Below are 25143 nucleotides of genomic sequence, written 5' to 3' on the forward strand. Positions count from 1 at the left end.
ACGTCGATCGCTACTTTGTATCCGTTTAAAATAAGCTTTGGTCTACTTTCTCTAAGTATAGTATTTCCTATGAATAGGTTTGCTGAATAAATACTATCAACCATGAAAAACACTGTCATCATACTATTTCTTACTAGCATTTGTTTTGCTTGTACTTCTAAGAGTCCGTATTTAGGACAAGAACCACCCGGTGTTAACGCTCAAGTTTTTGCTCCGGGACTTGTATCTACTTTAGATTGGGAAATAGGAGGTGTCTTTACACCTGATTTTAAAGAATTCTACTTTCTACGAGAAGTTGGAGAAAAGGAAAAAGACAAAATACAAGTCTTTATGGTTTTCAAACAAAATGATAAAGGAGAATGGAAAGAATCCATTATTTCACGTAGAGTAGGCCAGGCTATCATTTCTCCGGATGGGAAAACCATGCATTTAGGAAGACGTTACAAAGAACGAATGGAAAACGGGGAGTGGTCTGAAATTAAAAAACTAGGTGCTCCGTATGACAGCATTCCTATCATGCGGATGACTTCTTCTCTAAACGGCACCTATGCCTTTGATGAAATTGGAATGCCTAACGGTGATAGCGTACTTCGTTACTCTCAATTGATTAATGGACAACGAGAACTACCACAACCTTTTCCTAAAGAGATCAATACAGGAAAACACAATGCACATCCTTTTATTGCTCCAGATGAATCTTATGTACTGTGGGACGGTCAACGAGATGATGGCCCTAGAAATGCCGAGATCTATGTGAGCTTTAAACAAGCTGATGGTTCTTGGGGAGAAGCCATAAAACTTGGAAAGGGAGTAAATACAAAAGCTTCTGAATTTGGCGCTCGTGTAACTCCCGATGGTAAATACTTATTCTTTAATAGAAATGTTGGAAAAGTAAAACCTACAGACAAATACGAAAACACAGATATCTTTTGGGTAGATGCACAAGTAATTGAAAAGCTAAGACCCAAACAATAAACAAAACATTCTAAATCTGAAATATTATGAAATACAAAACAGGACTACTATTCACTCTTTTGATACTTGCCAATTGTGGTTTTGCACAAAAGGCTCCTAAAGCCACAACTACAGAAAGAAGTGGCTCTTTTTGGGACATCCCTGATCTTACCAAAGCATTTATTACAACATCACCATCCAAACAAAAAGATGGAATTTCTGTAGGAAAATTAGGTGCCAAAAGAGTGAATACAGAGATGATTCTAAAGTTGGCACAAGAGATTGCAGAGAACAAGCACGGAGAATACGATAGTTTTTTGATTGCTCACAAAGGTAAACTGATCTTTGAATCTTATTATATGCATGGGCGTGTTGATTTACCACATCCTCAAGCATCAACCACAAAAGCTTATACCAGTTTGGCTTTAGGACGTGCCATTCAGTTAGGCTATCTCTCTATGGACGATCTAGACAAACCTGTTGTCAGTTTTTTGAAAGATCTAGATCCAACAGCATTTGTTGAGGGTGTTGAGAAAATTACTTTACATAAGGCTTTGAGCATGCGTGGGGGAATTAAAGTAAAAGAAGAAACAAGAAAGAAGTTCGAAAAAGATACTGTCAAATTAAAAGGACAGGGCATGGTTCAAACTGTTCTTAGTCATAGTGCGCCCATTACTTCAAATTCACAGGGTTTTGATTATGGAAACTACAATCCTACTTTGGTAATGCAAGTAATAGAGGCAGTTGTACCCGGAACTGCCGAAGATTTTATTAAAAAAGAACTCTTTGATAAAATGGGTATTACCAATTATCGTTGGGCAACAGGACTTAGTGGTTTACCACGAGCAGGAAGTAGTTCAAGCATTACATCACGAGATATGATCAAATTAGGAACCCTAGTGATGAACAAAGGAAAATGGAAAGGCAAGCGATTGATTTCTAAAGCTTATATTTCTAAAATGACGGATAGAGTAGTACCTCTAACAGAAGAGCAAGCTTTCTTTAATGGAGAGAATATCTCTGATCCCGGCTATGGTTATTTCTGGTGGCAAGCTGATATGAAGGTGGGTAACAAAACGTATTTTACTACATCAGGACAAGGTGGAGGAGGCCAATACCTAATTGTCATTAAAGAATTAGACCTTATTGTTGTAGTAACAGCTCATTCGCGCGAAAATGATACCATGCAAATAACAGCAACAAGGGTTTTGCCGGCTTTTAGCAAACGATAGCAAATCGTGAATTTTTAGATTATAAAACCTAGAAGTAAATTAAAAAGTTGATTGCTTCTAGGTTTACTTATTTGTACAGAGCTTCTAAAATTAGCATTCAAAGACGCTATTTTGCGTTGGTGTACTTTTCCTTTTCGTATTGAAAAGGAATGTTTTTCTTTGTAGAAGAATGACTAGCAATACAGCAACATCTAAAAACAAAACAACAACAGCCCTTTATTGGAAATGTCAATTATTGGGTTGGGGAATTGTTTCTATTTACTGGGCATATACAGTATATACAAGAGATAACTATGGGGTGTTTTACACCTTTTTAAATTATGTTTTAGATGTTTCAATCGGAATTTTCCTAACACATATGTACAGAGCTTTTGCTTTAAAAGCCAATTGGAGTGATTTACCGATCAAAAAACTATTAGTTCGTGTAATTCCGAGTATTCTTTTATTAGCGCTGCTATATGTGCTTATTTGCAATATAAAATGGCATGTATACTGGACCTTGATTGCAGGTGTGCCCAAAGATTTATGGAATTCACTTATCTATTGGGATCCCATATTGATCACAGGGTTAAGACTCATGTCTATTTGGATATTAGCCTATCATTTATACCATTACTATCAGAAAGAAGTGCAAACAGCCAAAGAAAATGCTCAGTTGTCTGTGATTGCTAAACAAACGCAACTAGATAATTTATCAGCACAATTAAACCCTCATTTTTTATTTAATTCATTGAATTCGATTAAGTCTTTAGTCATAGAAAGCCCTGATACAGCAAGGAGGGCTATTGATTTGTTATCAGATCTATTGCGATCATCTTTGTATGAGAAAGACAAAGATTTGATTCCTCTTACAGATGAATTGGATCTTGTAAGAGATTATATAGAGATAGAAAAGCTACGTTTTGAAGAACGATTGTCTATAGATATTACGATTGATGAATCTTTAGAGAATTTTAAAATTCCAACTCTAAGTATACAATTGTTAGTAGAAAATGCAATTAAACACGGAGTAGATAAAATTATGGAAGGTGGTTTGGTTGTAGTTAAAATCACAAAAAAGGAGAATCAAGTTTATATTCAAGTACAAAACCCGGGGAAATTATCCTTCAATAATTCTTCAAAAGGTTTGGGAGTGAAAAACTTAAAAGAACGATTGAAAATTCAATACAAAAACGAGGCTTCTTTTCACTTGATTGAGTTAGATAAAAATACAGTTGAAGCAACGATCATTTTACCGTTTAAAGCAGATGAAAACATTTAAGACAGTTATTATTGATGATGAACGTTTGGCTCGTGAAGAAGTTAAACGTGCTTTGCACAAATATTCAGAGTTTGTAATCGTAGGTGAGGCCAACAATGTAGATTCTGCCATAGAAGTGATAGACAAAGAGCAACCCGATATCATTTTCTTAGACATTCACATGCCGGAAAAATCAGGTTTCGACTTGCTAGAAGAACTTACTACGGTACCGGAAGTAGTTTTTACAACCGCCTATAATCAATATGCAGTAAAAGCATTTGAACTGAATGCTTTGGATTATTTGGTAAAACCCTTACGAGAAGAACGCTTTGCTAAGACAATTGAAAAAGTAAAGCAAGAGCTAACGGAAAAAGTAGAGGAGAAATCAGATGTGTTGCCCATGCATCGAAAGATCTTTATCAAAGATGGAGAGAACTGTCATTTTATTCCTCTGTCTGAGATTCATTTTATAGAATCTTTAGACAATTATGCGCGCTTGTATTTTGGTGATCAAAAGGCCATGATAAAACGATCTTTAAACCTGTTGGAGAAGAAGTTAGATTCTACTGTTTTCTTTAGAGCCAACAGAAGTCAGATCATCAACACACATTATATAAAAGAAATTCATCCACATTTTAACAATCGACTTCATATTAAGCTAACTACAGGTGAAACTATTGAAGTTTCAAGTCGACAGTCGGTTAAGTTTAAAAATTGGAATAGCTTATAAAACACACTATAAATGATCAAAATAAATAAATTAACAAAAGTGATTTTAGCACTTTTGATGAGCTTACAATGCTTTGCGTTTGCCCAAGAATCCACACCATACTCCATAGGGAAAACCTATAAAATTCACTCTAACATCTTAAATGAAAACAGGAGTTATATCGTAGAATTACCTGATTCATACGGAAAAGGAGAAAAGGAATATCCTTTGTTGGTGTTGTTAGATGGAGAAGTAAACTATCATTCGCATTCAGGAATAATAAAACACATGACACAGTCGCGTCAAATACCTGAGATGATCATAGTAGCTATTGTAAATGTAGATCGTGTTCGAGATTTTACACCAACAAAGTATTTAGTAAATCTAAATGGCTCGAGTGCTGTAGAGAATCATAAAACAAGTGGTGGTAGTGCAAAATTCTTGAGTTTTATAGAACAAGAGTTACTTCCAACTATAGAGAAAAAATACAGAACAAATGCTTTTAGAACATTAGTAGGAATCTCTCATGGAGGTTTGTTGGTTGGTTCTTCGTTTTTGTCAGAAAACACTTCGTTTAACGGTTTTGTATCAATGGATCCAAGTTTTTGGTGGGATGATCAATTTATCGTTAAAAAGCTTAAGAATACTGAGCTTAAACAAATAGAAAATAAGAGAATTTACGTATCTACAGCCGATAAATTTGAAAATTTTGATAGGATTCCTCATGTGTTTAAAGCCAATATCAATAGTCATGAACGCTTTAATACCGAATTGAAAAACAAAGGGGTTTCTCCCGGAAATGTGGACTTAGAGTATTTTAAGGAAGAAAATCACTGGACAGTAGCTTTGTTGAGTTTGTACAAGGGAATGCAGTTTATTTTTAAAGATCTAAAAATGAAGAACATTCGTAATAGTAGTTTGGAAGAGATCGAAGCCTATTATAAAACAAATTACAATAGTGGATTTACACCTCCGGAAAACGACATAAATGCCATAGGTTATCGCTTTATAAAGAGTGATCTTAAGAAAGCACTAGCATTCTTTAAGTTGAATGTAAAAAACTATCCGAAGTCATCAAATGCTTATGATAGTCTTGGAGAAGCGTATTTCTTGCTAGGGAAGAAAAAGGAGGCTTTAGAAAGCTATAAAAAATCGTTAGAACTCGATTCGAGAAACGATAATGCTCGAAAAATGATTGAGAAAATCAGCAGGGGCTAGAAAAAGAACTAACTCATAATACTAAAGCAGCATCATAAACTTGATGCTGCTTTTAGTTTATAAATTATCCATAACGCTCATAAACTAATAATTACGCTTGTGTATTATCTATTTTTGTCCTCGTAAACTTGTTATTACTTTGTTGTATCAAAAACATGAAAACTAATAATCATCATGAATTATTTTAAAACAACATACATTGTATCTACACTTTTTTGTGTAGCCTTAATTTCAATAGTATCTTCTTGTGTTAATAAGACCGATACAATAACCGAACAATCTACCTTAGAGGATTATACTGTAGGAGAACAGTGGACATGGAAATGGCAAAGGTCTGTTAATGGTAAAGTACAAGCGCAAGGAAAAGATTATAAGGAGGTTGTAAACTATAAAAACACCTTAGGATTTTATTACGGAGGTACAGACACACTTGAGATAGCAACGATCCTAAATAGAAAACCTAGTAAAGCATCTCGTTACCGTTGGCCTTTAGAAGTAGGGAAGAAGTGGAAATATGAGGTTGAATGGAAAAATAATGAAGGTACAAGCGGAAAAACCAGTCAGGATGCAGAAGTCATTTCTTTTGAAGAATTTACTGTAGATGGAGGGAAGTTTATGGCTTATAAGATTGAATTTAAAGGCAGAATAACCAATTCGAGAGGTTTTGATGGTAAATTAGTAGATGTTTGGTGGTATGCACCGGCTCTTAAATCATATATCAAACATACTCAAGATGATGGAGAAGGCTTGTATATAAATGAGTTGACAGCATATTCGAAATAAGGAACAGGCTTTTTGTTTTCTACTTATAAAAAACACAATGAGAAAAATAGGATTGATAGTATTTCTGCTGACTTTGTATCTAAGCTCTTATGCTCAAGAGATTCGTTTTGATAAAGTTGCTTTATCAGATTCAATAGCAATAAATCAAACGATGCAAGACTTGGCTGAAAAACTTAGCAAACAAGAGTTAAAGCCAAGAGATCGATACAGAGCTTATATTGTTAGTGGTGAGTATTCTAAGGCAATTAAAATTATTAAGAGTATCTCCGGAACAAAAGAAGAACAAGTATTCTTAGATTTTTATAGCATCTATGCAACTGCTAAATCCACAGAAAACTTTACCGGTTCATTCAGGCAATTGTATGAAGATTACTTAAAGAGCTCCGATGATATTCACTTGATCGATTTAGATCTGGCTATGGTGATTAGAGATAGAACAAGTCAATACATAGCCAACTTTAATAATACTTACAACAAAATCAATTCCGGTACTATTTCTCTTAAAGCTGCCAAAAATTTGGTCAATACGTACTATTTCAAATCTGTGTTTTCAGCAACAAAACATATGGTAGCTGAAGAGATAAGAAAAGATCATGAGCGTAGATATGAAATAGACGACTCAATACTGATTCCTACAAAAGATGGCGAAGAGATTTCTGCCATTCTTGTAAAAAGAAAAGGAAAAACAGTAAGTAAATCGCCAACACTATTAGCCTTTTCTATTTATGCCGAAGAAAAGCCATTATGGGCTATGCTGTCGGCTTCTAAAGGATATGTGGGAATGATTGCTAATACACGAGGTAAACGAAAGAGTAAAAGTAAGATCGTGCCTTTAGAACATGAAAATACAGATGTTTATGAAGTCTTAGACTGGATTAGTAAGCAAGGTTGGTCTAATGAAAAGATTGGGATGTATGGTGGAAGCTATGATGGTTTTACGCAATGGGCTTCAATGAAACACAAAGTACATCCGGCATTAAAAACAATTGTTCCTTCTGTAGCAATTGCTCCTGGAATTGATTATCCGATGGAAAATAATGTACTACACAACTTTTCTTATTCATGGAACTTCTATGTAACCAATAACAAATACTTAGATAACGAGGTTGTAGGAGATTTTAAACGATGGAATAATTTAAAGAACACTTGGTATTCTTCCGGTGTAGCCTTTAACAAACTAGATAGTTTGGATGGAGAAGTAAACGCCTTGTGGAATAAGTATATGAAGCATCCTGCTTATGATGATTTCTGGAAGAAAATGATTCCGTATAAACAAGAGTTTTCTAAAATTGATATTCCAATTTTAACGATAACAGGGTATTATGATGATTCGCAAAGAGGAGCGATGCATTATTACAATCAGCATCATAAATATGTGAAAAATCCAAATCACTATTTGTTAATAGGCCCTTATGATCATTGGACTGCGCAAGATAAACCAATGGAGTATTTGAGAAATTACAAGCTTGATAAAGCTGCGTTGTTAAATATCAGATATGATCTTGTTTACGAATGGTTCGATTATATCTTAAAAGGCAAAGAAAAGCCTGGCATTCTAAAAGATAAAGTCAATTTTCAAGTGATGGATGCCAATACATGGATGCATAAACCCAGTCTGGCTGCAATGACAAACGATACTTTACGATTTCATTTAAGTGCTAACAAAAAAGGAGACTTATATAGCTTAGAGTCACAAGCCAATGATTCTAAAGTAGTGTTGACAGTTGATTATAAAGACAGAAAGCACATGAGCAATACAGAATACTATCCTTGGCCACTGGAAAGAGAAAAAATCAACCTAAAAGATGGTTTGATATTTAAATCAGATGTTTTACAAGAAGATGTAATTATGAATGGTTCTTTCTTTGGAAATCTTGAGTTCTCAATCAATAAAAAAGATGTGGATTATTCTGTTATCGTATATCAATTAACCCCTGAAGGAAAATACTTTCATTTGAGCTATTATATCGGTAGAGCTAGTTTTGCCAAAAACAGAGAGCATAGAAACTTGTTAACTCCTAATGCGCTTACTCAAATCCCGTTTAGCAACTCTAAGATAGTAAGTAAGAAGTTAGAGAAGGGTAGTAGTATTGTTATCGTTATAAATATCAATAAAAACAACAATGCGCAAATCAATTATGGTACAGGAAAAGATGTTAATACAGAAAGTATTAAAGATGCTGCGACACCTTTAAAAATTACATTTAGTGGCAAGAGTAGTATTTCTTTACCTATTTGGGAAAAATAAAAGAAAGGATAATAGTGTGTTGAAGCTAAGATTACACTTCAACACACCATTATTATAACTATAACAAAGCACTGTGCAAATCGTTCAAGGCTTCAATGGCAATTTTTCCATAACCTTTTACAATCTCATGCCCACTAGAATCAATAAGAGTTACTACACATTCATCTTCCTTTTTATCAAACTTTAAATGCTTGAGTTGTTCTATTAAGGATTCTTCTTTATAGGTTTTAATAAATTTAGATATATCCATAGGCTCTTATACTATTGCTTTTTAGTTCCAAAGTTTATAATTAATCCCGCGGCTATTGATAGGTTGTTTTTCATATCAAAACCAATCACTTCGTCTTGTGAGTCATCTACAAAATCAAAATTTCTACTAAGTGTATAGCCTGTATGCACATTGAAATGAATGCCTTCTGATAGTTTTTGCTTTACTCTTATCCCAGACCTAACTTCAACATAGTTTACACTTTCTGCAACCCTATTTCCAACGTTCAAGTTGTTACTTATGTTGTAATTGAAGCCTTCAAATCCAAAAAAAGCTGTTAGTGTTGTTTCCTTAAAAACCTTATAACTGTACGAGCTTTCATAGAGCCCCAAGTTCATTTCAGCTTTATCACTAAGCTTCTGCCAGTAATTTATATACGGTAAAATAGGAATTCCGATAGGGGAGTTAGATAAGTACGTTGTTCCAAAACTCAATCTACGATCGGGCTTACTACTGTAATTAAAGATCACAACAAGGTTTGGATTGAAATCATCTGAAGTTATTCCTGATGCAAAATTTGAGCTCAATTGAGGCCTAAAAACTCCAACAGCATTCCATTTTTGATTAATAATTCTTACATAGGTTAGTTCAATTCCTAAATTATAAAACTGATCTAATTCATTTTCCTGAAGAATGGGCACATTATAACTAACATCACTACGTTCTGCAATCAGTTTTGTAGAAAAGATCGCTTTGTAATTCTTTCGCATTTTGCTAAACAGTTTCGCGTGAATTTTGTAATTGATCTGGTCTACATCACTATCACCTTCTAAGGTGTAAGAAGCTTCGGTTGTAATATCATCTTGTTGTTGTGCCAATAGTAGACAACTATTCATGACTGCTAAAAAAAAGGCGATTTTTGTTCTTTGTTGGATTTTCATTTGTACGATTTATTTCTATTTCATTTAAAAGTATGAGGCAAAACTAGCTGCTAATACCGTTTTAAATGCCCATGCTTATAAATGCGAACAAAAAAGTAGACCACTGATTATTAAGAAGTTGAACCACGAACAAGTTCTAACTTATAACTTAGAACTCTGTTTTTTAAATTCTGAAGGAGTTTGATCCGTAAATTTCTTAAAGGTGGTGTTGAATGCTGTTTTTGAACTGAAGCCAGATTCGTAGGCAATACCTAAAATTGTTAACTTATCAGAAGACTTATCCAGCAACAATGTTTTGGCTTTATCAATGCGATAGGTATTTACAAACTGAAAGAAGTTTTGATTAAATCCGTTATTGATGATATAAGAAAGTTGATGCGGAGTAATGTCCATTTCTTCGGATAAAGAAGCTAGATTGATATCATGATCTAAATACAATTCTTTCTCTTTCATAAGTACATTTAATCTAGATTTTTGTACATCAAGCTCATTATCATTTACAACTTTACGTTTCACAGTACTGGGAGCTTCCTGGTCTACCTTAATCGCTATAACTTCCTTTCTATGTTTCTTGTTTTTAGGAAAAATCTCTTTTTGCTTTAAGGCATTGTAAGCCACAAACAAGATTGTTCCCAACATGATTAGTTTTAAATATGGTTTTAAAGGAGTTCCCATATATACAAGGTTAAAGACAGTGACAATAGCTATTAATAATACAAGAACAGAAATGATGTTTTCTAACCATTTTAAATTAATATCATTTGTATTGGAAGAAAATAAGGCAATCTTTCGACGGTGCCTTCGGAGCTTTATATAGGATTTCGTGATATATAAAATGGCATGAAGTAAGGTGAGTATCAATACCAAGATCTGATAATCTTTAGATGTTCTATTTATTATCAATATACCTAAATACACAAAAGGCAGAATAAGAAAAAGCCCATCCTTGTTTTTAAACTTATGTGTGGGGTTTGTAAAGAATAGAATACTTATGTATAACAATATGGGTGTGAAAAATTGTATAAATGTTAGGATGAGTAAGGTTAATTCACCAAAAGGCTTGGCTTTTATCAGAATCAAAATTTCATCTAGCCAAAATGTAGACCATAGGAGTAGGGTAGCACCAAACCAGCGATTTGCCTTTCTGTTTACATTCAAAGGATTGGAAAACAGAATAAAAGAAAGCATCAATAATGATGAAAAAATGAGTATTTCAATTAGGTGAATGAGCATGTAGGATGTTTATGAATACTGAAAAACTATATGCTTAAACTGCAATTCAAACCAGTTATTGTCCTACAAAGGTACTGGATTTATATAGGCATAAAGAAAAACATAGACATAAAAAAAGCAACACCTTTTGATGTTGCTTTTACAATGAATGTTTCTAACACAAGCATAACAGCTAGTTGTCTTTAAGGAGAATAACAAAAAAGCTGTGATGCTTTTGAAACCTAACAAAGGTTTCATGTACAGAAATATACAAGTAAGCTTTTGCTTATCAGCTATTAATGTCGTGAACTGCTATGATTTTGTCACGAATTACAATTTTCTCAATGTATAAGGGGGTTATAACCACTTTGCCTTTAAATCTTTATACTTGGTTCTTCCTATGGGAATACGTTCTCCATTTTTGAGTTCTGCTACGTACTTACTTCCGGATGCAACTGTGATCTGTGCTATTTCAGATATTTTTACCAAATATGATTTATGAATACGCTCAAAAGAAGGCGATAACAGTTGTTCTAATTTTTCAAGAGATTTATCATGCAGTTCCTTTTTTCCGGTTGCTAAAAAAAGCTCTGTATAAGTTCCGGCACCTTTTATATACAAGACATCTTCAACAGGAATGAGTTGTACTTTGTGTCGCTTTTTTACTGCTAGAAATTTAACCGTATTTGCTGTTGTCTGCTCTTTGGTGTGGACTCTCTCCAAAGCTTGTTCCAATCGATCACTATTGAACGGTTTGGGTACAAAATCCAACACTCCATATTCAAAAGCAGTAATTGCCTGGTCTTTATATGCAGAAATAATAATGGTATGAAACGATTTAGAAACTGCAGTCGTCAACAAGTCAAAACCACTATTACCATTAAGGTTTAGATCTAAGAGAACAAGGTCTAATTCGTGAGTTTCTATAAACTTCACAGCTTCTTCAAGCGTATTGATATGCCGTATCGATTGCAAGGTATCTCCTAGAATAGCGCGAGTCATTCGCTCGATTCTTTTAGCGATTCTTGATTCGTCTTCTACAATTAAAATATTCATCTGCTTAAGAATAAATTTTTATAGTGTTCTTCCAACCATGATGTGCCGATTCTGAGGTAAGTTCCCATTGCTCATGGTAGCTTTCAGTAAGTCGTGCTTTTATATACTTCAGTCCTGTTCCTTCCTTTGTGTTTTCTTCTTGTTTTACAGAAGTAGCAAATGTTAGAAATGTATAACATATATGATCGCTATTCGATTCAAAGATCAGTTTAAATCGGATACTGTTATCTTCCAGTGGCAAGCTATGCGTAATTCCGTTTTCGAGTAACGTATGAAAGATTCCCGGTGGTATTGTTTGCTCAAAATCTATGCTTTCTTCTTCTAAAGAATAGCTAATTTCTTTTCGATATTCCATAATCTCAAGATGTGTATGACAAAGCGCTATTTCTTGATCAATAGCAATCAATGTTTTGTTTTCAATCTGGTTTAAAAGATCAAATTCTTTAGCCAAAGCTTCTATAAACAAAACGCCCTTTTTAGGCGATTCTTCTATCCAATCGATTAATGAGGTTAGAGTGTTCATTAAAAAATGTGGCTGAATATTCTTTTTTAGTAGCTCTAAACGCAAACGTGTAGATTGTACCAAAGAGTTTTCATATGCCAAACGTTGTTCCTTAATTCTAAGAGAAAGCAAATAAAACATCCCTAAAAGAATAAGGCTAAAACCTGCAAATAGGCTTTTGTTAAAGGGAGTGGCAAGAACTATTGGCACAGAGAGTAGGAGGGTTAACAATACAACGCGAGCTCCGTTGATCTTTTTATAAACTCCGTATGCCACAATTCCAAATGAGAATAGCCACATGCCTAAAGACATATTGTTAGGCGTTAACTCGAAAACATGTCTAGAAAAGAAAATATATAATAAAATACCGGCATGAATGGCCAATAACAGTTTTCTCTTTGGAAAAGGAAATTGCATGGAAAAATAGAAAGGAATTAAAAAAGAGATTCCCAACATCAGAAAGCCTATGGTCTTTAACCGTATCACATGCAAGCTATAATGAATAGAAACATAGGCTTTCATAAACTCCACCAATATCAACGCAAAAAAGAGAAAGCAGCTAATACTAAAAACCAATGTGGCATATTCTTTTCTATTGCTTAGAAAGAGAAATAGGAAATAAAAAGAGGCAATCAAAAAGGCTCCTGCAAAGAGATGCATATAAGAAGATTCAAATAGTCTATCTGTTAGCAGTTTGTCATATTCCTCAATCTTCAGGTCTTCTATTGCTGTATGACCCGGAAAATAATACAAGCTAGATCGTACAGCCAACACATGTTCTCCGGCTTCTGTTAAGTGTGAAGGGATACTAAAGGTAGCCCACATTTTACCTTCAGGTCCAAGTAAGGCTTCTTGTCCGGGATTACCATTTTTTCCAATCAAAACGCCATCCCAAAAAACTTCATATTCTCCATAAGCTTGAAGCATAAGTCCGTAAGGTTGTAACGATTCTGAAGTTTTTAGAATATCAATTTTAGTTCTGTGCCAATAAATCTGTCCATCAGGCACTAATGATATACGTTTTCTCCAAGATCGATCATTCAGATCTTTGGCAGCCCATTCTTGCTGATCTCCTATCTGAAATACTGTTTCATGCTGTTGAAAAACAGGGTTTTCTGAACAAGAAGTTACAAGCAGTAGAATAGATGCTAAGAGAAAATAGAATGCAGATCTCAAGTTCATTTTTATGAGAGGGTTATTCATGCAAGATAGTCATTATAATCATCCTCTTAGAGCAGTTCATAAAGCTATAGAGCAGTTGGCACAATTTAGTGTAACTAAATACGATAAAAAAGCCTCCTTTGTAAGAGAAAACGTTTGCTGCAAAAGATATGCAGCATTCAAAACTGATGACAAAACAGATATCATGAAAAATAAAACAGCATTATTAGTATTCTTATTTCTAACACTCGTAAATAACAACTTTGCGCAACAAAAAAAGAAAAAAGCACCCAAGGCCACAGCTGCCGAAGCTCAACTCTCATTTAGAGAAATTCCAAAACTCAAAAAAGGGTTTATTAATAGTAGCCCAAGTAATAGGAGAGATGGTGTACCTGTAGGTAAATTAGGAATTGATGGAGGTAATAAAGAGATGATTTTGAAATTGGCGAAAGAAATGGCCAATGGCAAACACGGTAATTTTGATAGTTTTTTAATTGCTCACAAAGGAAAACTCATTTTTGAATCCTATTATTTAAAAGGTCGTATCAATTTACCGCATCCGCAAGCCTCAGCTACAAAAGTATATACCAGTATGGCATTGGGTCGCGCTATTCAGTTGGGCTACCTGACTATGGATGATCTAGACAAACCTATTGCCAGTTTTCTAAAAGATCTGAATCCGGCAAAGTTCGCCAAAGGAGCAGAGAAGATAACATTAAATCAGGCTTTGACCATGCGTTCTGGTATTCGCATCAAAAAAGAAGACAGAGAGAAGTTTGAGAAAGATCCTAGCCAGATAAAAGGACAGAAAGAAGTTCAGGCCTACTTTGAGCATACAGCACCGATTGCTTCCGGAACTCCTGATTTCTTATACCAAAACGATCCTATGTTGGTTATGCAGGTTATTGAAGCTGTGGTACCGGGATCGGCGAAAGATTTTATCAAAAAAGAAGTTTTAAACAAACTAGGCATTACCAATTATCGTTGGGTAACGGATCCTAGTGGTTTACCTCGAGCCGGAAGTCGTTCTAGTATGACTTCACGTGATATGGTGAAGTGGGGGACACTGGCTATGAATAAAGGAAAATGGAATGGAGAGCAATTGATTCCTGAAGCTTTTATAAACAAAGCTATTCATAGAATTGTGCGTGAGAGTGATGATGAAAATTTTGATGATAGTGGAGATATTTCTAACGTAGGTTATGGTTATTTCTGGTGGCAGGCAGATATGAAAGTTGGCAATAGAAACTATTTTAGTACATCAGCTCAAGGAGGTAGTGGCCAGACCATTGTTTTAATTGAAGAGTTGGATCTTATTGTAGTAACTACTGTTCATAGATTAAAAATAAGCGTGTTGCAGTTGGTAGCAGAGAGAGTGCTGCCAGGGTTTGTAGTTAACTAATTATTACAAGATATTATTTAAGCTTAGAGGTGGTTCTATTATGAACCACCTCTAAGTCTTTATTACTGTAGTGCGTTTAAGAAAATAGTAGCGGCAATACCAAAACCGGCTCCGGAAACAAATAAATTCCATTTAGAATGCTCTCCTTTCAGCACCTTTGTATAGAGCCACAAAGCAATCATAAAAAGAAGTACAATAAACAATTGTCCTACTTCAATACCCAAATTAAATGAGAATAAAGGCATAAGAATGCTGTCTCCAAACAACATAAATTTAAAATTGCTGGCAAAGGCTAAACCATGAATAAGCCCAAAAACTAGGGCAATTGTATATTTTATTTTTGTGTCGGAAAATCTTCCTTCTTTACCATAACTAGTTACATTAGAAATTGCCGTTATCATAATTGTTAACGGAATTAGCGTATCTATTAGCTTTGGATTGGTAGGAATCATATCCAAGGCACTTAAGATAAGAGTACCACTATGTCCAATAGTAAAGGCTGTAATAATTACTAAAATTTGTTTCCATTGTTTTAATTGAAAAGCGGCACATAAGGTCATTACAAATAAAAGATGGTCGTAGGCATTAATGTCTACTATATGTTCCCATCCATTAACAAAAAAAGAGCTAAAGTTGTTCATTTAAAAAGTGTTATAAAGTACGTGAGTAGGGTGATTTATCTAGCTTAGAAGCAAAATTGTAGTTTGATATAAAAGGAGGGAAGCGCAGTGTCATCCAGTTAGATTGTAGAAACTCGAACTCATCAAAAAGTAGTTCGTTTTCTATGAGAATTCTGTCTCCTTTGTTAAGAGCTATGTCTATTTTGGAGAATTGCAAAGTCATTACATTATCCTTAGACTTGTATGTATTAAACTTTATAGGCAACTGAATTCCGTTCACAAAAACCTTGAATTTCTTTCCAAAATAGTCTTCAATTAACTTTTTATCTTCTTCTGTTAGCGTAGAAAGATTCATTCTTGCTTCTATGGTTGGACTTAAGAACGCTATTGCAAAATCATCTATAAATACCTTGCATTCAATTTGTAAACTAGCAGCTTTAGGGTCGTATTTTAATTCTGATGACGTAAGCTTTACAGGATGCTTAGTTAAAGAAGAGAAAACAAATAACGTACAAAACAATACAATTACCAGATGTGTTTTTTTCATTCTTAAGAAATAATAAGTTAGTTTTAATACTTAATGCAACAGAGTTGCTAATATATAAATTATAATTGGATCTAATTTTACTATGTTTATAAAGTGCAACTATGCAGATTGTTAAATGAACCGTATATTGTTTTGCAATTATGCATTGTATTGAATTTTGTCTCTTCTCATGAAAAAAACGCTGTTCAGAATATCTAAAATGGATTGTCCTTCTGAGGAAAATCTTATCCGCTTAAAGCTTACTGAAAACAACAATATAAAGCATTTAGACTTTGATTTGGAAAACAGAAACTTAGTAATCTATTACGATCAAGATTTAGATACAATTGCAAAAGAGTTAAATTCTTTACAGCTAGGAGAGAAGTTCATAAAAACGGAAGATGCCCATTTAGATACCGGGTTTGAAAGTGAAAATGCAAAGCAATCAAAACTTCTTTGGACAGTTTTAATTATCAATTTAGCATTCTTTCTAATTGAGCTTACCACAGGAATTCTTTCAAAATCTATGGGGCTTGTTGCAGATAGTTTAGATATGCTTGCAGATACCTTTGTGTATGGCTTAAGCCTTTTAGCTATTGGCGGAACGGTAAGTAAAAAGAAAAGAATTGCAAAGCTTGCCGGGTATTTTCAAATTTCGCTGGCCGTAATAGGGCTAACAGAGGTTATAAGAAGATTTTTTGGGCTAGAACAAGTTCCGGATTTTAAGACCATGATAATCGTTTCTTTTTTGGCATTACTTGCAAATAGTGTTTGCTTGTTTTTATTGCAATCAAACAAAAGTAAAGAAGCTCACATGCAAGCAAGTATGATATTTACGTCTAATGACATAATTATTAATCTTGGAGTAATTGTAGCCGGAATTCTTGTGTTGTGGCTAGATAATAACATTCCGGACCTGGTAATTGGTATGATTGTTTTTGCATTAGTAATTCAAGGAGCTTTTAGAATTTTAAAACTCTCAAAATAACACCAGGTGGGGTAAGGCTCACAAACATCTACAAGCTGTTTATCAATTTGCTAAATACAGAAAACCGTAATTTAAAATACGGGTTTTCAGATTTCTTGGTGTGTATGACTTTGTAAGTTTAAACATCTTTATTAATCTTTAAATCTAACTTATGTTAAAATCTATTTTAAACTCTGAAGGTGTTCAGGAGTTGAATAAAATGCAACAAAAGTCAATCAACGGTGGCGTTGGTGATCAATATTATTGTGAGTGTTCCGGAAGTGTTGGTGCATGGTACGGAACTTATAGCAGTCAAGCAGCTGCAGACAGTTCATTAGAAACATGGTGTGCTAGCGAAACCGGAAACTGCTGGCATTTAGAAGAATCTGATTAAACTTTCGTATTCTTTAATTTAATGGTTAATCCGTCTTTTGTTAAGCGATCTGTAAAGGATCGCTTTTCTTTTTTATTTATATATATGATTGTAGAAGAGATGTTGAAATATTCTATTTAACATAATATAAATTATAATTCAATTATATAGAGTTACGTATAGCTGTGCTATTTTGCATAATATCAGATATAATAACATGTAAATGTTTTATATCGATACTAATATTATGTGAAAGTAATTTGTGATCTTACCTGTTATGGTTATGTTTGAATAAGCTCTGAGAATTTTATTCTTTGGTGGAAACTAATAACTCTCTAATATCTACATCTAGAATTATAGCAATCTTTTTTAGATCCTTTAAATGTGGTTGAGATTTATTATTACAAAATGCAGTTACAGAAGTCGTACTTTTCTCAAGTTGCTCAGCTAACCATACTTGAGATTTTCCTTGAATAACCAATACTTCTTTTATTCTATTTATTCTTTCTTCAGCCATAGATAATTGATGTAAATCAGCTTAAAGGTATAATACAAACTTATTAAAACATAAGTTTAAGTTAAATTTCAGTAATCAAAACTTGCATTTTTAAAATTTTCAATTTAAGTTTGAATTAAATTTATATAAGTTTAAATTACATAAATGTAATTTTTAATTAAATTTTGATTGTTAATAACTTTAATTTATAATTTATGCCATACCCTAGATATACAAAAGCCGATTTAGAACAGATTGTTTACACTCAGTTAGAGAATTTAAATGCAATGCACGATCTTTTAAGAATTATGAAGCACCAAAATGAATTGATTGAAAATGCCAATAAGAAATTAAAGGATGAAATTGAAGATTTTAAGAAAGATCTTGTGCAATATAAGATTCCACGCAAAAGACGGAAATCTTCTTAGGTTTCCTGTCTTTTGATTTTATTACACCACTCGCCTATTGTTTTAACCAAAATTTTACGAGGCCAATTAAAATTGAGTCGTTTTTGCCATTTCCCAACCAATAATAACTTTTTTTCGAATCGGATTCCATCTGTAACCACCAAAATGACCAGAAGTTTGTATTACGCGATGACAAGGTATTAAAAATGCAATGGGATTTTTCCCAATAGCTGTTCCTACTGCCCTTGAGGCTTTAGGTTTTTTAATTTGTTTTGCAATTTCTCCATATGTACTCAAATTTCCTTGTGGAATTTGCAATAAAGCTTCCCATACTTTCAATTGGAAATCACTACCTTTTAAATGTAATTTTATCTCATTTAATTTGCTCCAATCATTTTGAAAAATAAAAAGAGCATCCTGTTGAATCTTATCTAAAACTTGTTCATATTGAGCATTTGGAAACTCCTTTTTCAAATCTAAAAAACCAATTTCCTTATCTTCTACAAAAGCCATATAGCATATTCCTTTTGAACTAGAAGCCACAATTAAATTCCCAAATGGGCTTTCTGCAAAACTATATTTAATGATTAATTTTTTTCCTCCATTTTTATACTCTGCTGGAGTCATTCCTTCAATATTTATAAATAAATCGTGTAATCTACTTGTTCCAGATAGCCCAGTTTTATAAGCAGTATTGAAAAGTGTATTTTGCTTATTATAAAGTAATTTTTTTGCAAAATTTGAACTTAAGTACTGTAAGTATTTTTTTGGACTAATACCTACCCATTCTTTAAATAATTTTTGAAAATGAAAAGGACTTAAATGGACGTGATTAGCAACGTCATCCAAAGAGGGTTGCTCTTTGAAGTTTGTATCTAAAAATCTTATAGCTTCTTCTATTTTATTATAGTGATATGATTTTTCAATTTTCATCTTTGCACGAAATTACTATATATTATTTAAGTACAGTTTTCGCTGTTCATTTAACTCTTCTATTAGTTCATCTAACTCCTTTTCAGAGGTATTATAATTTGTAATACAAACTCTAAAGGTATTTAATGACCCTATTGGGTACGTGGATAACCAAGACTTTCCTTTTTTAAGAATAGCATCAAGAAGTTTTTGAGAAAATTGTTTATTATTCACTATTGAATCATCAGTAAAACAAATTATTGGAAGTGGTGTTTCGTTTTTAATATTCCAATTATTTTTCAGTAATTTTTTTCTGAATAAACCTCCCATATTCGCTTGATGACCAATAATTTGCTCGTAACCATCCCAACCAAAAAATAAAAGTGACAAATAGACTTTTAATCCTATAAACCTTCTACTCCATTGAATTGAATGAGAAAATGGCTCAATGATATTTAATGAGTTAGCTTCTTTTGGCATATAGTCTGTGGTAATCCTAAATGTTTTCGAAAGTATGTCGTTATGTGAAGTTAAAAATATACTTGCTCCCATAGGAATCGACATCCATTTATGCGCATCAAAAGTAATGGAGTCAGAAGTTTCAATGCCTTTTAAATTTGGTTTGATTTCTTTATTTAGAACCGCACCGCCACCATAAGCTGCATCTACGTGAAACCAAAGACCGAATTCGTCAGCAATAGTTCTTAATGCAACCAAATCATCAATTGTTCCAGCTCCTGTTGTACCAGCTGTTCCAATTATCATAGTCGGAAAATTGTTAGAGGCGATGTCTTCTTGTATTTGATTTCTCAATTTTTTTAAATCGATTTTTAATCCTTCATCATTAGAAATACTTTGCACGGATGAATACCCTAAACCAACTGTTTTGGCTGCTTTATGTATAGAATGATGTGCCTGTTCAGAACAATAAATAATAGGACGTTTTGATATTCCAAATACTCCATTCTTCGCAAATTCAGGAAATGAATGATTTAGTGCGCAGAGTAGAGCAGATAAATTTGCTTCAGCACCACCTGTAGTAAATACACCATCTATAGTTTCTGACTTATAACCAAACTTTTCTCCAAATTCTTTAATAAGCTTCGCCTCTACTTCTACCGCAAAAGGAGCGTGGCTCCAGGCAGCAAGTTGCGGATTATATGTTGCAGTAATTAAATCTGCCAATATTCCAGAGAAATTTGCTCTTGGATTAAATAATCCAAAATATTTTGGATGTGGTGTGTGTACAGAATAGTTTTCTAATCCATTTAGGACGTGGTTAATTGCGTTTTTGTAGTTTACGGATGTCTGTAAATTCTGCGTGTTAATATAATCTCTAATATGATTAATCTCTAAACTTGGTGTTGTTGGATAAGATTTTGTATTTGAATAATAAGAATCAATCTTATTTATAACTTGTTCAAATAATATTTTTCTCTGATTTTTCTCTAAATCGAACTTTATCATTTCTTAATTGTTTGAGACAAAAATGATAATATATACTGATTCAAAAAATCCGATTCTTGCTATTTATTAAAAATGTAATTTAAATATCATTCCACACACATTGCACTTCCCTCCTACACTTCTACAAGCTATACACAGATAATTGTAGATACAGACCTAAAGGTGCTATATCTACAATTATGATTAAATAAATTACAGCTTGAAAGTCTAGATTCCAGATGTAGCTATCTATACTATTATGCCCGGCAATAATTCGTATTATTCGAGTTCTATAGGCATAACTTTTTCAAACAGATCAGAAATAATATACTGTAGTGAGTCTGGTGTAACCTCTCTAAAATAACCTATTAAATCTTGTGATGTTGCATATCTGTTAGTCGTTGCTTTTAGCTTACCATTTGTAGTATTCCAATCTTCAATAAATCGTTGTAAAGCTAAATTTACTCGCTCCTCTCCTATTAATTGCTGTAGTTTATACATTGCAATAACTCCTTTGTTATAGTAAATATAATCTTGATTTTCAACCAAGGCCAATGAGGGTTCCGATTTTGCCTTTTTTCGTTTTGTATGATAGTCTTCCAGTTGCAACTCTAAAAACTGATCTACTTTTTCCTGAGAATATCGTTGCTTTAATACCATAATAGCTCCGTACTGTGCTAAGGTTTCTAACACTAAGTTTTTTCCTTGTACGTTTGCTGCTTCTATTTGCATGCCAAACCATTGGTGTGCAACTTCATGAGCAGTAACATAAAACGCCATATCTACATCTGTTTTGTCATCAATATCTAAAACAAATCCTAGAGCTTCAGAAAACGGAATGGTGCCAGGAAGCGATTGTGCGTACTCAGCATAACGCGGAAATTCCATAATGCGTAATTGCTCATATTGATACGGACTGAAATTCTTACTGTAATAACTTAAAGAGGCTTTCATACCCTCCATCATTCTGTTTAAATTATAATTGTGCGTTGGATGATGGTAAATTTCTAAACTCACCGGTTTTTGAGTTGTATCTAAAGAAGTCCATTGATCTCGTTTTACTTCATATTCTGCCGAAAGAATTGAGTACAGATTAATTATAGGTTGCGCTGTTTTATAATGAACATAGTTTCTGTTATTTGAGGTCCATTCTTTGATTAGTTTTCCGGAAGTAATTGCTTTTTGCCTATTGTTTGTACCAATAACTATGTTTAAATAAGTACCATCAGAATCGCTGCCGGAGCGTGCGTTTACCAACTCTTTTTTGTTATCAATGTTTGCTTTGTCTTGTCTTAGGCTTAAGTTCATTTCTTGGCGAATATCATCATCGTTCAATTCGTAATTTTTGTTGTATCCTAAAGATGGAAAGATCAAATTATTAAAAGAGGTTCCATTGTAAACAAACTCAGTACCACTGTTATCGTTTTCAAACCCTTTTGGATTAAAGGTCTGCTTAAATTTCATTTTTACAGACGCTTCAGGTAACAAAGGTTTTGATAGTTTGTAAATTGTATAATCGAATTCTTGATATTTTGTGTTTGCAGTTGCACCGCCTTCAAAAACCACATTTTCAAGCACAACATGAGACGCTATTCGTTTTTGAACATGAATTTCATCAATAGGTTTCTCTGACTTATTCTTAAGCACATAAACACCTTCTATCTCATAGCTTCTTGTCTTTGGATACAATTCAACTTTTAGATCTGTATGCGTTATTTTAGGCTGTGGTATATACTCTAAAGGCTTTAATGTCTTTTCATAATTAGCTCTAAAGCTTATCTCTTGCGAATTGGTCCAATAAGTATTTAGAATATTAGTGTTATAAAAGATATAACTACCTAGCATTAAGAACAGTAATAGTAGTACTACTCCTGTGTATGCTATAGGTCTTGTGATCTGATGTTTTAAGGTTGTAATACGTTTCCATAACTTACTTTCTGTTCCTCTATGCATTAATAAAGCACTTAATATTAATAGAAGGGCTCCAAATAGAAACCAATAAGCTTTAGTCCACAAGTAAGGAAGTAAAAAATGACCATAACCATTCATTTCTGAATATACCCCTAAGGTCTTTCCTCCAAACTTATAGAGGCTGTGATTAAAACCTAAGAATTCGGTAGCAATGTTTACAATAAAAAATATCAAGGTTAGAAATATACCAATGAACTTATTCTTGCTAAGGGTTTGAAAGAAAAAAGCAACTACTGTGTACAGTATTAAGAACGGAAGAATTTCAATAAAAAAACCAGAAAAGTACATACCCAATTGAAACTCATAGTATCCTTTTGAAACTTGAAACCCTATTCCGGTAATAATTAGTGCAAGCATCAACACTACATAAATTGCTACAAGTGCTATAAACTTACTAGTTAAAGTAGTTATGTTATTTATTAAAGTAGCATCGTTAAGTACATGTTGTTTTATGCTACGCTCTTTCCAAATGAGTTCTCCGGAATAGAAGAGCAACACAATAATGAAAAAGAACATCGACATTTCTTGCAATTCTGCGATAATAAAATAGGTTTTTGGATAACTATCTACTCCAAGTACGGTTCCTAGATTTACTGAATTAATTAAGATGATTAAGATTCCGCAAATAGCAATAGCCCAAAAAGAAGTTTCCTTTACTAATGATAGTGTATAGAATTTTGAAAGCTCATACAGTTGAATACATTGTGCTTTAAAATTATGATAAATAGAAACAGCGGGAATATTTACATCCAGAATCTGTTGATTGCCTACTGTCTTTCTCAATTGTTTTCTAGTCTTTTTAGGCTTCCTACTCAAAGTACTAAACGAAAATTTGCGATAGCCATAAACCATGATAAGGCAACCCAAACCAACCCAAAAAAGTTTGTTGGATAATATGATTCCGCTCAATGTAATACTCAACTCATTTAACGCTATTGGAGACCAATCTTTTGAGAATTGCGTTAAGGTTGTTAATGAAAAAGGATCCATAACACCTTGTAAATAGTCATTTGTTATGGCTTTGGTAAGTAGAAATAATACAAATATTACCACACCTTGTGTATAAACAACCAATAGCTTCTTACTTAACATTCCTGAAACAAAAAATGTACAAGCTCCAAAAAATAGCGTTGGTAATACAATAACTGCAAATGATTGTATATAGGTAGTTGCATTAAACGCAAGCATCTCTTCTGCTTTATGCCAAGGCATTTGTGAGCCAATCATCATACCTAATAATAATCCACAGAAAATGAATATTAATATTGCAAAAGACCCTAAGAATCTCCCTAATAAATAATCTCGTTTGGTAATAGGATTGATAAACAATAAGGCTTCAGTATCGTATTGATAATCTCGTAAAACAGGAACACCCATAATCATAGAAACCATAATCATAAAAAGACCTGTAATAGCTCCCATTGTTTTTGCAATAACTAAAGGCGCATTTTTTTTCATTAGCCCAAGTTCTGCGCCTTGAAAAATAAAATCGACACCAAAAATTGAAAACACGAGTAAGAAACCAAAAAACACATAGGTTTCAGGACGTTTTACTCTATAGCTAAGTTCAAATTTGAATATTTCGTACCACATAGTTTTTAGTATTAATTATTAGTAATTTGCGAGAAATAGACATCTTCTAAACTTGCCTTAACAGGAACAAATCCGTTGTTAGGATGCAGATCACTTACAATATGAATGATTGGTTTTCCTAAGAATAACTTATCATTGATCACTGTATAGTGTTCTTTGTAGTGTTCTAGTTCTGATCTGTGAATCGTTTTTTGATATACCTTTCCGTTTAAACCTTCTATTAGCTCTAAAGGCTTTCCTCTTAGTACGACTTCGCCTTTATTAATAATTGCCATATTGTTGCACAGCTCTTTGATATCTTCTACAATGTGTGTTGAGAAAATAACAATGGTATTTTCTGCGATTTCGCTTAAAAGATTATAGAAGCGGTTACGCTCTTTTGGATCTAATCCAGCTGTGGGTTCATCAACAATTAATAATGTAGGATTGTTAAGTAAGGCTTGAGCAATTCCGAAACGTTGTTTCATTCCTCCTGAATAGCCTCCTAAATTCTGCTTTCTAGCGTCATACAAATTTGTTTTATGCAGTAAGGCTTCAACAATGTCTTTACGCTCACCCTTTTGAGTAATTCCTTTTAAAACTGCAAAGTGATTGAGTAATACTTCTGCAGACATTTTAGGATACACACCAAATTGCTGCGGTAAATAACCCAAGCATTTTCTAATCGTGTGTTTATTGGCAGCTATATTTAAATCATCAAGTAGAATGTGGCCACTATCTGCATCTTGGAGTGTTGCAATAGTTCGCATTAAAGTAGATTTTCCGGCGCCGTTAGGTCCCAATAGGCCAAACATACCCTTTGGTATTTCTAGAGATACATTTTGTAGGGCTTTAACACCGTTACCGTAGGTTTTACTTAAATTATCAATGATTAGCTTCATACTGTTCTTTTTAAGATTTATGCCGCAAACCTACTGGCGAATATTAGCTACAAAAAGAAAGTGGGATGTGTTTAATTAAAAGTGT

General features: G+C 33.4%; 23 protein-coding genes. 11 read left to right on the forward strand and 12 right to left on the reverse strand.

The features are described 5' to 3' along the window. The first annotated feature begins 102 nt into the window (after positions 1–102). From ACFSRZ_RS09610 to ACFSRZ_RS09640, 7 genes are all read left to right on the forward strand, one after another. Positions 103–975, forward strand: coding sequence for a hypothetical protein (locus ACFSRZ_RS09610; RefSeq protein ID WP_379666339.1), 873 nt, complete (start codon positions 103–105; stop codon positions 973–975). Positions 976–1001: 26 nt separating this feature from the next. Then, the gene (locus ACFSRZ_RS09615; protein ID WP_379666340.1) at positions 1002–2186 is read left to right on the forward strand and encodes a serine hydrolase domain-containing protein; all 1185 of its coding nucleotides are present in this window, start codon (positions 1002–1004) and stop codon (positions 2184–2186) included. Positions 2187–2355: 169 nt separating this feature from the next. After that, positions 2356–3447, forward strand: a complete 1092-nt coding sequence (locus tag ACFSRZ_RS09620; RefSeq protein ID WP_379666341.1) for a sensor histidine kinase — start codon at positions 2356–2358, stop codon at positions 3445–3447. Beyond that, positions 3434–4156: a LytR/AlgR family response regulator transcription factor gene (locus ACFSRZ_RS09625; RefSeq protein WP_379666342.1), complete on the forward strand. Its 723-nt coding sequence runs from the start codon at positions 3434–3436 to the stop codon at positions 4154–4156. Before ACFSRZ_RS09620 ends, ACFSRZ_RS09625 begins: the two co-directional genes overlap by 14 nt. Positions 4157–4168: 12 nt before the next feature. Then, positions 4169–5353 carry an alpha/beta hydrolase-fold protein gene (locus tag ACFSRZ_RS09630; protein ID WP_379666343.1) on the forward strand — a complete coding sequence of 395 codons (1185 nt, stop codon included), beginning with the start codon at positions 4169–4171 and terminating at the stop codon, positions 5351–5353. A 174-nt stretch (positions 5354–5527) separates the two neighbouring features. Then, a complete protein-coding gene (locus ACFSRZ_RS09635; protein WP_379666344.1) occupies positions 5528–6136 on the forward strand; it encodes a hypothetical protein in 609 nt (202 codons plus the stop codon). A 37-nt stretch (positions 6137–6173) separates the two neighbouring features. Beyond that, positions 6174–8384, forward strand: a complete 2211-nt coding sequence (locus tag ACFSRZ_RS09640; RefSeq protein WP_379666345.1) for a CocE/NonD family hydrolase — start codon at positions 6174–6176, stop codon at positions 8382–8384. A gap of 58 nt (positions 8385–8442) precedes the next feature. Here ACFSRZ_RS09640 and ACFSRZ_RS09645 read toward each other — a convergent pair whose 3' ends face one another. The 5 genes from ACFSRZ_RS09645 to ACFSRZ_RS09665 all read right to left on the reverse strand — a co-directional run bounded on the left by ACFSRZ_RS09645 (position 8443) and on the right by ACFSRZ_RS09665 (position 13485). Beyond that, positions 8443–8634: a hypothetical protein gene (locus ACFSRZ_RS09645; RefSeq protein ID WP_379666346.1), complete on the reverse strand. Its 192-nt coding sequence runs from the start codon at positions 8632–8634 to the stop codon at positions 8443–8445. Between the two features lie 11 nt (positions 8635–8645). Then, entirely contained in the window at positions 8646–9488 is an 843-nt protein-coding gene (locus tag ACFSRZ_RS09650) for a DUF6268 family outer membrane beta-barrel protein (protein ID WP_379666347.1), read from the reverse strand. A gap of 186 nt (positions 9489–9674) precedes the next feature. Beyond that, complete coding sequence (locus tag ACFSRZ_RS09655; RefSeq protein WP_379666348.1) at positions 9675–10766, reverse strand: helix-turn-helix domain-containing protein; 1092 nt, start codon at positions 10764–10766, stop codon at positions 9675–9677. A 336-nt stretch (positions 10767–11102) separates the two neighbouring features. Beyond that, on the reverse strand, positions 11103–11801 hold the full coding sequence (locus tag ACFSRZ_RS09660; RefSeq protein ID WP_379666349.1) for a LytR/AlgR family response regulator transcription factor: 699 nt from the start codon (positions 11799–11801) through the stop codon (positions 11103–11105). Positions 11802–11805: 4 nt separating this feature from the next. Next, a complete protein-coding gene (locus ACFSRZ_RS09665) occupies positions 11806–13485 on the reverse strand; it encodes a histidine kinase (RefSeq protein WP_379666350.1) in 1680 nt (559 codons plus the stop codon). Positions 13486–13489: 4 nt separating this feature from the next. Between ACFSRZ_RS09665 and ACFSRZ_RS09670 the strand changes: the two genes are divergently transcribed. Beyond that, the gene (locus ACFSRZ_RS09670) at positions 13490–14866 is read left to right on the forward strand and encodes a serine hydrolase domain-containing protein (protein ID WP_379666351.1); all 1377 of its coding nucleotides are present in this window, start codon (positions 13490–13492) and stop codon (positions 14864–14866) included. Positions 14867–14928: 62 nt separating this feature from the next. Here the strand turns inward: ACFSRZ_RS09670 and ACFSRZ_RS09675 are convergent, their stop codons facing one another. Then, positions 14929–15507 carry a HupE/UreJ family protein gene (locus ACFSRZ_RS09675; protein ID WP_379666352.1) on the reverse strand — a complete coding sequence of 193 codons (579 nt, stop codon included), beginning with the start codon at positions 15505–15507 and terminating at the stop codon, positions 14929–14931. Between the two features lie 10 nt (positions 15508–15517). Beyond that, positions 15518–16033, reverse strand: a complete 516-nt coding sequence (locus ACFSRZ_RS09680; protein WP_379666353.1) for a DUF6702 family protein — start codon at positions 16031–16033, stop codon at positions 15518–15520. 169 nt (positions 16034–16202) lie between these two features. On the opposite strand from ACFSRZ_RS09680, the gene ACFSRZ_RS09685 reads away from it, so the two are divergent. Next, on the forward strand, positions 16203–17000 hold the full coding sequence (locus ACFSRZ_RS09685) for a cation transporter (RefSeq protein WP_379666354.1): 798 nt from the start codon (positions 16203–16205) through the stop codon (positions 16998–17000). A 151-nt stretch (positions 17001–17151) separates the two neighbouring features. Further along, entirely contained in the window at positions 17152–17373 is a 222-nt protein-coding gene (locus ACFSRZ_RS09690; protein WP_379666355.1) for a hypothetical protein, read from the forward strand. 286 nt (positions 17374–17659) lie between these two features. Here the strand turns inward: ACFSRZ_RS09690 and ACFSRZ_RS09695 are convergent, their stop codons facing one another. Further along, positions 17660–17869 (reverse strand): helix-turn-helix transcriptional regulator, encoded by a 210-nt coding sequence (locus ACFSRZ_RS09695; RefSeq protein ID WP_379666356.1) that lies wholly within the window; start codon positions 17867–17869, stop codon positions 17660–17662. Positions 17870–18063: 194 nt separating this feature from the next. Here ACFSRZ_RS09695 and ACFSRZ_RS09700 point away from each other — a divergent pair, with 194 nt between their 5' ends. Continuing rightward, positions 18064–18276 carry a hypothetical protein gene (locus ACFSRZ_RS09700; protein ID WP_379666357.1) on the forward strand — a complete coding sequence of 71 codons (213 nt, stop codon included), beginning with the start codon at positions 18064–18066 and terminating at the stop codon, positions 18274–18276. Positions 18277–18342: 66 nt separating this feature from the next. Here ACFSRZ_RS09700 and ACFSRZ_RS09705 read toward each other — a convergent pair whose 3' ends face one another. The 4 genes from ACFSRZ_RS09705 to ACFSRZ_RS09720 form a co-directional block, all read right to left on the reverse strand. Continuing rightward, on the reverse strand, positions 18343–19188 hold the full coding sequence (locus tag ACFSRZ_RS09705) for a methylated-DNA--[protein]-cysteine S-methyltransferase (protein WP_379666358.1): 846 nt from the start codon (positions 19186–19188) through the stop codon (positions 18343–18345). A gap of 15 nt (positions 19189–19203) precedes the next feature. Then, positions 19204–20634: a pyridoxal phosphate-dependent decarboxylase family protein gene (locus ACFSRZ_RS09710; protein ID WP_379666359.1), complete on the reverse strand. Its 1431-nt coding sequence runs from the start codon at positions 20632–20634 to the stop codon at positions 19204–19206. 258 nt (positions 20635–20892) lie between these two features. Next, a complete protein-coding gene (locus ACFSRZ_RS09715) occupies positions 20893–24042 on the reverse strand; it encodes an ABC transporter permease/M1 family aminopeptidase (protein ID WP_379666360.1) in 3150 nt (1049 codons plus the stop codon). A 146-nt stretch (positions 24043–24188) separates the two neighbouring features. Next, positions 24189–25058: an ABC transporter ATP-binding protein gene (locus tag ACFSRZ_RS09720; RefSeq protein ID WP_379666361.1), complete on the reverse strand. Its 870-nt coding sequence runs from the start codon at positions 25056–25058 to the stop codon at positions 24189–24191. Between the last annotated feature and the right edge of the window lie 85 nt (positions 25059–25143).

Origin of the sequence: Pseudotenacibaculum haliotis, assembly GCF_042684245.1 — a bacterium.
In the GTDB taxonomy this organism is placed as follows: domain Bacteria; phylum Bacteroidota; class Bacteroidia; order Flavobacteriales; family Flavobacteriaceae; genus Polaribacter; species Polaribacter haliotis_A.